We start from the raw sequence: 13941 nt of genomic DNA, 5'->3' as shown, positions 1-13941 counted from the left end.
GTGCCGCGATCTGTTGGCCTCGAACTGGCCTGATCTGGCACCCCCTGATCCTGCCGGGATACCCCCTCGTTAAAAACTGGACTAGTCAACAGACCGGCAGGATTACCCACCAATAAATCTCGATATAGGCATAAGTATATCAAGAACTTGTCATCCAGAGATTTGTTGTGCCCTGTTTCGTTAATCTACCGTTAATTTAAGGCTCAGATTGAGGCTTTGATTGTGGGTAATCTGCAATATCGACATGCGGTCGCCGCAATCTGTTCGACCTGATGGCGTGTCGTGATTTGTGTCAGGCCTCAGAGGTTTCCAAAAGGAATCTGTTTCACGGTTCAAAACAAGTAGTGAACATATCATTGAGGTTTGGTCGACCCACGCTCGGACAACGCGCCTGCTGATCATCTTTGAAGGCAAAAATACGAACGAATCCAATACAGGTCAGAATCAAGACAGCATTCGACGGGCAACTTGACGGGTTGTGAGGAAACCCAAGTCAAGATTGCGCGCCGTTGGAATATGGCTTTGAGGCCGTAGATTGTACGTATCTGACATGCTGCGCTGACGACACTGATATCCTGTACGACCAGAAGCGATCGGAATCCGTCAGTCCAGATGATAGGACAGAAATCGTTCTGTCCCGCCGGCACTATACCCCCACTGTGCTTTGACACCGAAAACTTCTGAAACGGTTTCCAAAGACAGGGCATGTTCGGGCGGGCCAAGAGAGACCAGCCGCCCTTTTGACAAAACAGCCACCCGGTCACAGGCCATCGCCTGATTCAGATCGTGCAGCGCCATCACTGTCGTCACTTTTAGAATTCGAACACAGTTCAGGATCGACAGTTGGTGATGAATGTCCAGATGGTTGGTCGGTTCGTCCAAAAGCAAGAGTCCCGGTTGCTGAGCCAAAGCGCGTGCGATGTGCAGTCGCTGGCGCTCTCCTCCCGACAATGTCGCCCATTCTCTGTGTGCCATATCGGCCATTTCCACGGTTTGCAGGGCTTTGTCGACTTGCCAGGTGTCCTCGGCGCGCCACGGCCGTAAGGCCGACAGCCAGGGCGTGCGGCCCAGTTCGACCACGGATCGTGCAGTCACGCGTTCGGCCGTATCAGCCTGTTGTTCAACGATGGCAATCCGTTGGGCAATTTGTCTGCGCGACAAATGCGAAACGGGATGACCCGCTATGACGACTTTTCCTGAAACCGGACGTACCAACCCCGCCAGCAGGCGCATCAGCGTTGATTTTCCCGAACCGTTAGGTCCGACCAAAGCAAGTGTTTCGCCGGGCTCCACGACAAAGGATACGTCTGACAGCAAAGTCTTGCCGCGAACGGAATATGTCAGGTTTTGCGCCTCGATCTTCATCGGGCGCTCCTCTGGCCGCGCACCAAAATTACGGCAAAGGCAGGCGCACCGATCAGAGCGGTGACCACCCCAATCGGCAGAACCTGACCCGGGATGATGATGCGCGACACGATATCTGCGCCGATCAGGAAGACCGCTCCGATCAAGGCGGAGGTTGGGATAAGCCTGCGATGCCCCGGTCCCACAAGGAACCGGGCAGCATGAGGGATGACCAGCCCGACAAAGCCAATGGATCCGACGATAGAAACCATGACAGCTGTCGTGAGCGCGGTCGCAAAGATCAGGGTTGCCTGCACCCGACGTACCGATATGCCCAGCGAGGCCGCTGAATCAGAGCCGAAAATAAAGGCGTCCAGTGCTCTGGCGTGAAAGCGGCAAATGAGCCAACCGACAAGGGCCACCGGAATGGCCAGATACACATCCGGCCAGCGCACGCCGCTGAGGTTTCCCATCAGCCAGAACATGATCCCGCGCGCCTGATCGGCATTGGCGGATTTGGCGATGATGAAGGCCGTCAGCGCATTGAACAACTGAGACCCGGCAATTCCCGCCAGGACGATCTGTGCCGTCGCAACCCGTCCGCCCCCTGCGCCAGCGGCTCGGGCCAGCAACGCGACAAAACCAAAAGCCAAAAGCGCGCCATTGAACGCGCCAAAAGACAGCGACAAAGCCCCCCCACCCAAACCAGCGATGGTTACAGCCACGGCACCCGTCGAGGCCCCGGCAGAAATGCCCAAAATGTAAGGGTCGGCCAACGGGTTTCGCAGCAAAGCCTGCAACACGACCCCTGCGACAGCCAGACCGGCACCGCAGGACGCAGCGACCAGAGCGCGAGGAATCCGGTAGCTCCAGATAATACCCTGATCAATTGGGTCGACAGGAAAGTCCGCTCCGGCCAGCTTGTTGGCCAGAACGGAGAGAACCAAATCGGGCGACAGAGAGGTTTCCCCGATCATCGCGCCCGCAAGAACCGCCGCAATCAACAATGGCACGGTAAGGCACGCAGCCTTGAAACCCTGCCGTAAGATTGCGGCGACCTCGTTCACAGGTTGTTTCCGATGGTATCCAGCTTCTCGGCCAGATCCTCCAGCGCCGGGATTGCGCGGATGGTGGCGTCCATGGCCTGCGCATCCATAATGACGATCCGGTCATTCTTGACCGCATCCATCTGGCTGGTCACCGGATCAGTGCGCAGGAACTCCAGCTTTTTCAGGTAGTCGTCCGCAGCAAAGCGACGGCGGTCCATCTTGGCGATAACAATCACCGTCGGATTGGCCTTGGCAATGGTTTCCCAGCCCACTGTTGGCCATTCTTCATCCGTCTCGACGACGTTGCGGATACCCAATTTACTCATCATGTATCCCGGTGCGCCTTTCTGTCCGGCCACAAACGGGTCGCTTTCCATTTCAGGAGAGGAAAACCAGAATACGGCTGACACATCGTCCAGCTTCACGGTTTGCGCCTTGGCGACGGCTGCGGCTTCGCGGGCCTTGTACTCGGCAACCAGGTCCGTGCCGCGTTCGGATACATCAAAGGCTGCCGCCAGTTCTTCGATACCCTGATACAGCGTATCGGTCGAGAACGCTTGCAGGCGGGTGCCATCGCCGCCGACTGTATTGTCTTTGCCGATGCAATCTGCAGGCATTACGTACGTTGGAATGCCCAGTTCGTGAAATTGCTCACGCGTGGCGACGATGCCCTCGGGTCCGACATGCCACTCATATTGCGCTGCGACCAGTCCCGGCCGCTTGGCAACAACGCTTTCAAAGCTGGGATCATTGTCTGCCAGACGCTCTACCTTGGCATTCACCTCGGCATATTCAGGCAGCACCTCGTTGAACCAGACCGAGGTTCCAAGAACCTGCTCGCCCAGACCCAGCGCATAAAGCACCTCGGTCGCGGCTTGGCCGACCGTGACTGACGACGTCACTGGCGCGTCAAACGTGACCGAGTGACCGCAGTTTTCGATAGTTAGGGGAAAGTTTCCTTCGGAGGCAGCGCTGGTAGCCAGCAAGGAAAGGCCAATCAGGCCAGTGCGTAGAAACATGACAATCGATCTCCATGTGTCAATGACCAGAGAACGGGTGAATGGGCATTTACCGAAGCAACAGACGCTTTACTGCCTGCCGTGAGCGCAGGGTAGAAAATAGACCGCCCGGCGCGTTTCTTCGGCAACCTCCCCGGACAACCCCGCCCGGTGTGTTTCGGTTTCATACCGGCAGGTCTCCTGACTGACGGGTCTTTGTCTGTCCTGTCTTCCCAGACCAAAATGGCCCAGTGACGGAAATGGACAGCGCTCGCCGCCTACAGTTGCGGGGGCAGTTCCGGTTGGCACCAAAAGGCACCTCGGATTCCCTCTTAGCCACATCGGGACCGGTAAAACGCGGGTACCTTAACACTTACCCTGCGGCAAGAAAAAACTCCGGGGTCTTTCCTATTTTCTCGCAAGAGCATGCACCTGCGCGTCTCAACATGGCGCTGATATCAGAAAAGCCGCTGAGAACGCGCCAAAATCCGGACCTAGATTCATAGTGTGTGATATTAGGGTGCAAATTGAGCATAAGCGTGCACGAATCAGTATTTTCTCGCATAGGTTGTGCAAAAAAATCTTTTAAAAACAATAGCTTAAAGAGCGACAAATTTGATGAAACACCATAACTGTGCAACGCGTGAAGCATAAGCGTGCAAGACCAAAATCAGGAGGCATAAGCGTGCAAAAGTAGAACAAAGACCAAGACCACTAGAAGTGCCGGCCCATGCCGCAAATATTGAAACAACACTAGTCCATCGCAAATTTGACGGGCTTCGGCGAGCATCGCACCTCGAAGACTTTTTCGAGAGCTACCCACTGCACCGAAATCGGATGTTGAGATGGCTCGGGTCAACTTCCGCTTTATCGGGCAAAGCTTCGCTTCTCTGCCGCGCAGCATCCCGACTGTACTACGTCAGCGATGCGCAGAAAGCGGCCTTTGCAAAGTTTAACGAACGGCCCAAAGCGTGGTAGGCCTGTTGCGTTGAGAACCGCTGAAATCAACCCAAAGCGGACGACGAAAAGATGGCCAATCGGCAAAGGTTTTTTGCGTTTTCCTAACAGCGGCTACTCAATTGCCTTGCGAAATGTCTCCGTCAGCCGTTTGTTCAAACCGTGATGAGGTTCGGCTGAAGAACCGTAGTGCAACTCCGCCAAAGCAGCGATGTCATTGAAAATGACTACGGAGCCGCCTTCTTCATTCGCGTAAACCAATAGTTTTTGGCAAAAGGCATCCAAACCAATTGCCGGAAAGTCCGCCATAGCCACACCACCGGGCGCTGGTCCGCCGAATAGCAAGAGAACAGCATCCGGCAGCTCCGTCCCCAGTTGGGACGCTTCGGCCGCAAAATCGATCTCCCCAAACCAGACTGTATCGTCCTGTCCCATCACAGCTGTCCTGACACGTTCCACTGCCTCTGGAACGCTGAGCTCAGATCGCAATTCGATGATGCCATGGTTTGCAACTAATCCTTTGGTCGGCGCTGGTGCTGCATCCAAGTCGTTCAGGACTTCGAGCAACTTGTTCTCAAATGCATTCAACGCTTGGGTATTGATTAGACCATGCCGAACTTTGAGAAACTGAGAGTCTGTGTATTCGATCTGCGGTCGACCATCCTGATCGAATGAAAGAACGCGAAAAGGAAGGTCCAGACCTGCACGTACGTTCTCCTCCAGTATAGGTGTGTTTACCTCTGGATCAGAGAAAACGAGTACACGAGATGCTGGCATTTCGACGCCTTCGGCCTTGGCCAGGCGCGCGTGATCTATCGATGCGATTGGAGCAGCTCCCGCTTCGGAAACGGCAGTCTCAAGCTCTAAGAAGTTTTCGTCCACCGCGGTCTGGACAGATGAAGATTGTGCAAAAGCGGATGCCGAAACTGATAAAGTTGCGATCATCGAGAAAACAAAGCCAGACCTCACCATTTTACCACTTCCTGTTTCCTCGTACTTTTTTCAGAGAAACCGCCGCCAGAGCTGCAAAAGCTATCTCGGCTGCAAGATAAAAGAGAAGTACCCCGTTCGGAACTCCATCGATAAGGATGCTTAGTATGCGCCCAACGGCCAGTCCTGACATAAACAAAAATAGAACCCACAGCGCGGGGCGTTGTAACTCTGGTTTCGAAGCAGCCGCCAACCAAAACAGAGCGTTTGCCAGGTAAAGACCCATAATCGCTCGGAACACGTGGGTTTGGTTCGTCCCTTCCACCGGAAATCTCAGCAAAACTGGGATCGAACGGCCGGGCATCAGACCGTATGATAACGCAATTGGCACGAGGCCGACGGCAGCAAGCAGAAGGACTAATCTAGCACTCATGGAGGACTCCTTCTCGTAGAGGTTTCGCTTTTTGCGAAATTCCTAGTCGGTTATTTTGGGCATCCGATGATCCGAGCCGGATGCCCACGCTGCGGTGGGAAAGGCGTATTGGTTGCCTCGCTTCCTCTACTGAGAGATGCCGCCTTCGGTTGATGTCTGTTCTTCAACATGGTCTTGATTGGCGACCGGCTTCCCGCGCGGAGGGAACTCCTCGAAAGTAGCGAGATGTGCCTGCACTAGACGGGCGGCTGGACCGAATGCCCACATTTTCTCGCCCATCCAGCGGACGTACATCCCGCTTTCATCCGCAGCTTTCTCATAAGGATCGCGGCGAAGGTTGAAAAGCAAGGGGGCGACCAACTCTTCCTTCGGGCCTGACCAGCCATGGTTTTGAACGACAAAGTGCGCTTTCCAATCGTTGTAGCGTACTGCTTGGAGGTCCGTACCCTGATAGTAGATCAGCTCGCGGCGATTGCTCTCTTTATCCTCACCTGTCAGGTAAGTTAGTTGGTTGTAGCCATCGAGATGCACTTTATAGCCTTCATATCCCTCTAGGAGCTTTTCTCTTAGATCTGTCGGACCTCCAGCCGCAGCTACAAATGTTGGCATCCAGTCCATTCCGCTGAAGATGCCATTCAAGACTTGACCTTCTGGAATTTTGCCCGGCCAGCGAATAATCGCAGGAACTCTAAAGCCACCTTCCCAAGTAGTACCCTTTTCCCCATGAAACGGTGTCGTACCACCATCAGGCCACGTCAGTGTTTCCGGGCCATTGTCTGCGGTGAACATCACTATGGTATTATCGGCGACTCCCAGATCCTCAAGGTGGCTGAGAACGTTACCAACGTTGTTGTCCAACTCCTTCATGACAACATCCTGAAGTCCGCGCCCATTGCCCAACATAGCTTCGTATTCGGGGCTGAGGTGGGTCCAGACGTGTGCACGGGCTGGAGCCATCCAGACAAAAAACGGAGTGTCCGACTCTACTGCACGAGAAATGAAGTCTTTCGTGTAAGATGTCACTTCGTCATCCAAAGTCTTTTGGCGCTCAGGAGGCGCAGGCCCGTCATCAATAATGCGCTGCTTCCCGACTTTTCCAAATCGCGGGTCGACTGTTTCGTCTACCTCCTCTGTTGCAAATGAATGAATGATGTTGCGAGGCGCAAATTGCGCGTTGAATTCTGGGTCGTCTGGCCAATCCGGATCAGACGTATATTCCATAGCATTCAAGTGATAGAGCCAACCCCAATACTCGTCGAAACCTTTTGCAGTCGGTAGGAACTCATTGAGGTCGCCTAGATGGTTTTTTCCGAACTGCCCCGTCGTATACCCCAACTTTTTCAGGAACATCGGAAGCGTTGGGTCATCTGGGTTTAAACCTACCGGATCTCCCGGCAGTCCAACCGTGTGCATACCAGTCCGTATTGGCAATTGTCCGGTCATGAAAGCTGATCGACCGGCAGTACAACTTGGCTCGGCATAATAATCTGTGAGACGAGCACCCTCAGAGGAGAGGCGATCCAAGTTCGGCGTCTCGATGCTTTTGACACCTCCGTGGTAAACGCCGACGCTCGCCCAACCTACGTCATCTGCCATGATGACAAGAATGTTGGGCGGGGTATGTTCGTCGGCCCAAGCTCCAGTGAAAGCAAAGCAGACGGCACCCGTTACTGAGATAAGCTTGTTCATTAAGACCTCCCGACTTGGTACTTCTTACCAACCATAGGAAAAACATCGGCTTAGAGGAACGGTCTGATTTGTTAACTTTTTGGGCTCAGCACCTTGGTGCAAGAAATTTCTTCGACCAAAAAGCCCGCCAAGCCGGAATTGCAAAGTCCTGGGTTGAATGTCCGGTTTGGGCTGGAAACAGTCGTCGCCGATTGAAGCAATGAGCGATTGCTTAGGCTCTGGACTCATAACCAAAACAATACGGTTGCCGCGAGCGCAATGGCCGACATGAAGATTACAGGGCATCTGTCATAACGGGTCGCGACCCTACGCCAGTCTTTAAGCCGCCCAAACATGTTCTCAATCTTGTGGCGGATTCGATAAATCTTTGTGTCATGTGGGATGATGTCCTTGCGGTTCCGGCGCGATGGTATGCAGGGTTTGATGCTTCTTTCTTTCAAGCTTTCGCGGAACCAGTCGGCGTCATATCCGCGATCCGCCAACATCCATTCCGCAGCAGGTAGTGAGGGTAAAAGTGCCCGTGCTCCGATGTAGTCGCTGACGTTTCCCGCCGTCATGAATAGCCGAATTGGACGACCCACCGCATCGGTTACGGCATGGAGTTTTGAGTTCAGCCCACCCTTGGTGCGGCCAATCAGGCGGCCGCGCCCCCTTTTTTGAGCCCCATGCTGGACGCTGTTCTATGGGTCTTCAGATGCGTCGCATCAATCATTAGCGTGCCTGTTTCATCGCCTTGAGCGGCTAATTCGGTCAGGATACGTGCAAAGACGCCCATGTGGGACCATCGAGCCCATCGGTTGTAAAGTGTCTTGTGTGGCCCATAATCGGACGGAGCGTCTCGCCAGCGCAATCCATTGCGAATGACATGGATGATGCCGCTGAGAACGCGGCGATCATCGACACGCGCAACACCGCGTGGCTTTGGGAACATATGCTTGATGCGGTTGAGACGCTCTTGGTCGAGCCAGAACAGATGCGACATGGACAATCCTCCTGTCGACCTTGAATCACGATGCCTCAGGGAATGGAATCGACCATCGCAAAGGCGGCTCCGCGCGGCATTGCGGTCATCCGACAAAAACACTCGGATGACGGCACTGAGCCCTCTTTGACCGATGCTGCAAGACGCACTAATGACCGCTCTTTTGTGTCAGCCGCTTGCCATACCTGCAATCATTGCGCCTAGCGCGACAAGGTGGACCAGCATGAGCGCCTTGTCATTCCATAGAGCGCCGACGGCGAACCAACCCACGACTCCGACAAGAAACAGGTAGAGGTTCCATGGTGTCCAGCCAAACCCGGTCGCGGTGTATCCCATGATCTGAACTGCGGATGCGCCCCACTTGACCGCGAAGACAAGGCGCTCGCGCGATGACGCGAGCGCCAAGGTATCAGACTGCACGTGTCAATCCTCCGTCGAGACGCAAGTTTTGTCCTGTCATGTAGCCACCATGATTCGAGGCGAGCCACGAAATGAGAGAAGACACCTCCGAAGCGAAACCGTAGCGCCCCATGGGAATACGCGCTTTGCGGTCATCGGTTTCGGGCAGACTGTCTATGAATCCCGGAAGGACGTTGTTCATGCGAATGTTCTCGGACGCATATTTATCCGAATAGAGTTTCGTGAATGCAGCAAGCCCGGCCCGGAAGACCCCCGACGTTGGGAAAAGAGGGTCAGGTTCAAATGCCGCAAAGGTTGAGATGTTGATGATCGCCCCGCCGCGCTGCGCCTGCATTGTGGGTGTGACAAGCCTTGTCGGACGGATCACGTTCATCAGGTAGACTTCCATCCCTTGATGCCAATCGTCGTCGCTGATTTCGAGAACCGGTCCTTTCGGTCCGTGGCCAGCAGAGTTCACCAAGACATCGATACGGCCCCAACGATCCTTCGCACCCTCGACCAGAGCGTTCAGCGCTTCTCCATCAAGGTTAGAGCCAGTCACGCCAAAGCCGCCGAGTTCTCCGCCGAGCGCCTCACCCTTGCCGGACGAGGACAGGATGCCGACTTTGAACCCATCTTCTGCCAATTTGCGGGCTGCATCCGCGCCCATGCCGCTGCCGCCAGCCGTGATCAAAGCTACTTTTTCTACTGTCATGTCGAGTATCCTTTCTTGATTGAACCATACATGGTTATTTTTTTGGTGAAATTCGATTCAGAATTGATGTTGCATGACAGTAGAATTACTATTGAAAAATGACCGAACTTCCCCCGCTCAACAGTTTGCGTGCGTTCGATGCAGCCGGTCGCCGCCTCAGCTTCCGCTCAGCCGCCGATGAATTGGGCGTTACGCAAGGGGCCGTTGCACAACAGGTACGCCAGCTCGAAGCGCATCTTGATGTGGTCTTGTTTGAAAGGGTGCCGAAAGGCTTGGCTTTTACGCCAGTCGGGCGCAGCTATCACAACCGCATTGCCGGAGTGTTCGTAGACCTTCGAGCCGCAACTGCCGAACTGAAACCAGAGCCGAATAAAGTTCTTATCAGTGTCACACCGACCTTTGCTGCGAAATGGCTGATCCCCAACCTACCGGACTTCACCGCAGCGCACCCGGATATCGATTTGCGGATTATGGCGACCGAAAGAGTTTCCAGCTTCCACAGCGACGGGATAGACCTTGCAGTGCGCCAGGGATCGCCGCCATTTGGCGCATCGCTGGACGTAACGCTCTTGTTCAAGCAGTCGCTAATCGCTGTCGCCGCGCCAAAGTTTGCGGCCAAAGGTGAGGCTCATCTTGACCCAGAAAACCTCGCCAACCAGCCGAAGGTCCATGATACCCATGACCTATGGCCCAGCTATCTTGCGCATTTAGGCGTACGGGACCAGTCTCCTCGTCACCTTCGTCTGAGCCAAACCTCCCTTGCGGTCGATGCAGCAATCGCCGGGCAAGGTTTGGCGTTGGTAAGCCGGTTTCTGGTGGCTAATGACCTTGAAGCCCGACGTTTGATCGAGGTTGGTGCAGCTTGGGACGCGAGCGGAAATGATTTCTATGTCCTCATGCCACGAACCGCCAAAACCAATGAATCGGTCGTCAATGTCGTGACATGGCTAACGGCGCGCTCAGCCGAAGATGCCTGACTACATTGGAACCATGAGCGGTCATTCAAATCATTGGGACGAATGGCAGTAAGGTCCCGCAACTCGGTCATAGCGGCGATTTCGACGAACGTCCGGTGCTGATGGAAGCTGCCGTTGAAATTGCTACCCGTTTATAGGTCCAGAGCCTAGAACCTTTCGAGGACATTGCGCTAAAATTGGATTGGCCCTTGGCACGATTTGTCTGCGATAGTTTCGAGCTTTGGCATCCTGACCAACTCTACGGCTTAACACCAGCTTTCTTCAAGCCTTCGACCAAAAGCGCATTGTGTTCGGGTAGACGGAAGAGGATCAAAGCTCCGGAGACAATGCTGTCTAGGAACGCTGGGGCGAAATCCGCCAGCGCCTGCTCATGTGGCAGGCCTGCTTCGGCGCGCCCGAGGTGGGCGGCACTGGCGATCATAAGAGCCCGGCGGATCGGCGCACGCGGCGTCATCTGAATGGCGTGCTCACCCCAACGCATTGCGTCTTCAAAATCAGCGTCGGCGAAGGCAGCTTGGGCGAGCGCCAGATAGGCGTCTCCTACCCAGAGGTCAGTGTCGCGTGGGGAAAGCTGGAGGGCAAGGTGGGCATGTTCGCGCGCCTGTGTGGTTCGGCCGACCAAAGATTCATGCCAGGCCATGAAGAAGATGTTCCGGGCAAAGTTCGGGTTCAGTGTGAAGCCCAAACTGAAGTCGGCGTTGGCCCCGTCAAAATCTCCACGGAAATGACGAACCATACCGCGAACGCATAAGGCGCGCGGGTCGAGTTGACCACCAAGAAACAGAGGTTCAACGCTTTTATCAGCTAGGCCCAGGTTTTCGGTGGGGTCCTCATCGAACTGGTATAGATAACGCATCAGGTAGGCAAACGCTTTGATCCAATGGGCCTGGACGTTGCGCGGGTCGAGATCAATGGCGCGATCAGAGACCGATATGACCTCATCGAACTTATCCTGAGAGTAGAAGCCTCCCGCGTAGAAGATCGCCATTGCACGTAGCGAGAGGTCGTAGGAGTTGAAGTCGATATCTCGAGCCACAGACGCGCGATCTATTTCGGCAATGGATATCTGGGGGGCGATGGCGCCGACCACGCTGCGTGTAATCTCATCCTGTAACGCGAAGATGTCGTCTAGCGTGCGGTCGTAGCGCTCGGCCCAAACATGGGCTCCATTTGTGCAGTCGATGAGTTGGGCAGTAATGCGTACGCGGTTTTGGGCTCGACGGAGGCTACCCTCTAGCATGTAGCGAACACCGAGTTCTCGAGCGATATCTATATGGGTGACGGGGCGACCCCTGAACGAAAATGAGGAGTTGCGGGCGATGACGAAAAGCTCGGGAAAGCGCGAGAGCTCTGTGATGATGTCTTCGGAAACGCCGTCACAGAAGTATTCCTGTTCTGGATCATTGGACATGTTCTGGAAGGGCAAGACAGCGATGGAGGGTTTGTCAGTGGGTTGAGATTGGTTTTGCGTGGAATCTGATTTGCCCTCCATCGCCAATTTGTAGGCGCGAACTGGCTCGGAGATGTTTTTGAGCGCTACTTCGCCAAGGTCTATGATGTCGTGTTCGATTTTGCCTCGAACCTGCCGGCATGCGTCGTCAGACAGTATGACACCGCCTGGGTCAGCGATGCCTTCGAGTCTTGCGGCAAGATTAACACCCTCGCCATAAATGTCGCCCTCGTCCAAGATTACGTCTCCAATGTGCAACCCTATTCGGAAGCTGATCCGGCTTTCGGTGGGGCTCTCGGCTTCGGCGGCGTGCAGCGCCTTCTGGAGCGTCGCTGCGGCCTCAACGGCAGAAACGACCGAGCTAAAAAGTGCAAACAGGCCATCACCGGTAAGCTTGATAATCTCACCTCCGGCACTTTCGATACTTGGATTGATGATGTCCCGTCGTAGGTCTTTGAGACGAGCAAGTGTTCCCGCCTCGTTAGCCGCCATAAGCCGTGAGTAGCCGACCATATCGGCGGCAAGTATGGCGGCAAGTCGGCGTGTCATGCGCATTTCCCAATAGCAACCTTTTTTCGAATCTATCAAGTTCGGCAGTAGTGTGCCAACTTTCGAGAATGTCCGCTTCGGGCTGCCACCGGTCATTAATGTGAAAAGTAACGAAAGGCGACAACAAGCCCAATGCGGGCTTTGCCAACCTTTCAAATCAGCATCATCCCCGACCATTTCAGTTCGAGTTTCAATCCCTAGCGGGCAAGGCAACCTCGCCTTCCCAGTCAGAAATACGGTGCGGTAGCGCCAGGAGTTTTGACGCCACACGTGTTTTGGTCGTTCCACTTCCAGTCATCCCCGAATATTTGCCGGTGGAGGAAACAATCCGCCAGTTGTTGACGCCGAAGGCAACAACCTCCCATCTCATGGTGAACGTGTCCTCTTCTTCACCATAAACACAGACGCCACCGCCGCTGACACCGCTGGGTCCGCCGAAACCCGAGCCCACGCACCGGACAAAACCAGGATCGATTGGTCCCTCGTCAACGGTATAAGTCCCATAGTTGTCCTCTTTCCAGAACACGTCCTCGCCCGCGGAAATTTGCTCTTGGTTGACGACATAGAAGTTCGTTGCCGACACTTTCTCTGCAGCAGTCAGACAATGAGGCGCAAAGAGAACTGCGGGGATAAGCATTGAACGCAACATGTTGTTTCCTTCGACAGTGGGGCAAAACCAGCATGATAGAGACTACGAAATTTATTGCTAGGAAAGGAACGCATAGCCGGACCTGAAAAGTCAGCTTCGTCCCGCATCTCAGAGATTGCAAAGCTTAGTGATGAAGGTCCGCTTTGGGCTGCGACCCGCCGAATGCAGGTGCAGCATGCCTTCGAATTTGCAGACTAGTTTTCATCAAATACTGACTAATCGCTCAATTTGAGCATTCTCTTTGTATCGAATGCCTCGACGTAGTTTTTCTCAGTGAATGGAGAATACTGCTCTGTCGTACCTGTCCGCAGTGCAAACTGTTCAGCGAAGTCTTCCAGCTTGAGTTCGCTTTTACCCTCTAGTTTTGCTTTGGTGAGGGTGTCAATCAACAGTTCGATCACAAGGCCCCATCGATGAGCACAAGCAAAGTCCAGTCGACTTAGAAATTCCTTCGTTACCAGTTGGAAGATGTCAATTTCCGCCTCGTCAGCGTAGGCGAACAAAAGCTCGCGAAGTTCATCTTTATCACGCTTAAGTCTGATTTCATCGAAGTGAACGGGGTCCACAAGCGCGTCAAGTTGTTCGTAGGAGCGTACGTATTCGAACAAAGTGGGCACCCCGGAAAGGATCAACATCAAGGGCCAGCGGGGCTCTTTCATCATGGATTTGAAGCTGTCCAGAAATACCGTGTTCGATTTCACGCCCGCAGCAAACACGTGCTGGCACTCATTGGACGTGTCGCGGTTTGCTGCCGCTCCTTTGATAGCATTTATTGCAGCAAAGGAGACGAACTATGGGACTGAAACGGACGGACGAATTT

At 54.3% G+C, this 13941-nt stretch carries 12 protein-coding genes, 1 pseudogene and 1 riboswitch; of the genes and pseudogenes, 1 reads left to right on the top strand and 12 read right to left on the bottom strand.

The genetic code is table 11. The features are described from left to right. Window positions 1–855: 855 nt before the first annotated feature. The 9 genes and pseudogenes from ACR0J7_RS09265 to ACR0J7_RS09225 all read right to left on the bottom strand — a co-directional run. Window positions 856–1365, bottom strand: a pseudogene (locus tag ACR0J7_RS09265) (ABC transporter ATP-binding protein); the annotation flags it as partial. Continuing rightward, complete coding sequence (locus ACR0J7_RS09260) at window positions 1362–2393, bottom strand: FecCD family ABC transporter permease (RefSeq protein ID WP_480538224.1); 1032 nt, start codon at window positions 2391–2393, stop codon at window positions 1362–1364. The pseudogene ACR0J7_RS09265 and the gene ACR0J7_RS09260, both read right to left, overlap by 4 nt. A gap of 14 nt (window positions 2394–2407) precedes the next feature. Next, window positions 2408–3412: an ABC transporter substrate-binding protein gene (locus ACR0J7_RS09255; protein WP_480537371.1), complete on the bottom strand. Its 1005-nt coding sequence runs from the start codon at window positions 3410–3412 to the stop codon at window positions 2408–2410. A 153-nt stretch (window positions 3413–3565) separates the two neighbouring features. Beyond that, window positions 3566–3758, bottom strand: a riboswitch (cobalamin riboswitch). Window positions 3759–4462: 704 nt separating this feature from the next. After that, a complete protein-coding gene (locus tag ACR0J7_RS09250; RefSeq protein ID WP_170582983.1) occupies window positions 4463–5320 on the bottom strand; it encodes a DUF302 domain-containing protein in 858 nt (285 codons plus the stop codon). A 1-nt stretch (window position 5321) separates the two neighbouring features. After that, on the bottom strand, window positions 5322–5711 hold the full coding sequence (locus ACR0J7_RS09245; RefSeq protein WP_480901144.1) for a DUF4345 domain-containing protein: 390 nt from the start codon (window positions 5709–5711) through the stop codon (window positions 5322–5324). 126 nt (window positions 5712–5837) lie between these two features. Then, window positions 5838–7400 carry an arylsulfatase gene (locus ACR0J7_RS09240; protein ID WP_480910527.1) on the bottom strand — a complete coding sequence of 521 codons (1563 nt, stop codon included), beginning with the start codon at window positions 7398–7400 and terminating at the stop codon, window positions 5838–5840. 224 nt (window positions 7401–7624) lie between these two features. After that, window positions 7625–8382, bottom strand: a protein-coding gene (locus tag ACR0J7_RS09235) for an IS5 family transposase (protein WP_480870235.1) whose coding sequence is annotated in 2 segments (ribosomal slippage) — window positions 7625–8046 and window positions 8046–8382 — 759 coding nt in all. Because the reading frame shifts where the segments join, the coding sequence is not laid out codon by codon here. A 168-nt stretch (window positions 8383–8550) separates the two neighbouring features. Then, the gene (locus ACR0J7_RS09230) at window positions 8551–8802 is read right to left on the bottom strand and encodes a DUF6552 family protein (RefSeq protein WP_480508603.1); all 252 of its coding nucleotides are present in this window, start codon (window positions 8800–8802) and stop codon (window positions 8551–8553) included. After that, the gene (locus tag ACR0J7_RS09225; RefSeq protein WP_480537491.1) at window positions 8792–9496 is read right to left on the bottom strand and encodes an SDR family oxidoreductase; all 705 of its coding nucleotides are present in this window, start codon (window positions 9494–9496) and stop codon (window positions 8792–8794) included. The genes ACR0J7_RS09230 and ACR0J7_RS09225 overlap by 11 nt, the downstream gene beginning before the upstream one ends. A gap of 98 nt (window positions 9497–9594) precedes the next feature. Here ACR0J7_RS09225 and ACR0J7_RS09220 point away from each other — a divergent pair, with 98 nt between their 5' ends. Next, window positions 9595–10473 (top strand): LysR substrate-binding domain-containing protein, encoded by an 879-nt coding sequence (locus ACR0J7_RS09220; protein ID WP_480537492.1) that lies wholly within the window; start codon window positions 9595–9597, stop codon window positions 10471–10473. A gap of 238 nt (window positions 10474–10711) precedes the next feature. Here the strand turns inward: ACR0J7_RS09220 and ACR0J7_RS09215 are convergent, their stop codons facing one another. The 3 genes from ACR0J7_RS09215 to ACR0J7_RS09205 form a co-directional block, all read right to left on the bottom strand. After that, a complete protein-coding gene (locus ACR0J7_RS09215; protein ID WP_480474018.1) occupies window positions 10712–12649 on the bottom strand; it encodes an adenylate/guanylate cyclase domain-containing protein in 1938 nt (645 codons plus the stop codon). 13 nt (window positions 12650–12662) lie between these two features. Continuing rightward, window positions 12663–13121 (bottom strand): hypothetical protein, encoded by a 459-nt coding sequence (locus ACR0J7_RS09210; protein WP_480474019.1) that lies wholly within the window; start codon window positions 13119–13121, stop codon window positions 12663–12665. A 215-nt stretch (window positions 13122–13336) separates the two neighbouring features. Then, on the bottom strand, window positions 13337–13783 hold the full coding sequence (locus tag ACR0J7_RS09205; protein WP_480913990.1) for a hypothetical protein: 447 nt from the start codon (window positions 13781–13783) through the stop codon (window positions 13337–13339). Between the last annotated feature and the right edge of the window lie 158 nt (window positions 13784–13941).

It is taken from the genome of Ruegeria sp. O4 (genome assembly GCF_056535125.1).
Note: the sequence above shows the minus strand (reverse complement) of the source record. Positions and strands in the feature narration are given on the sequence as shown.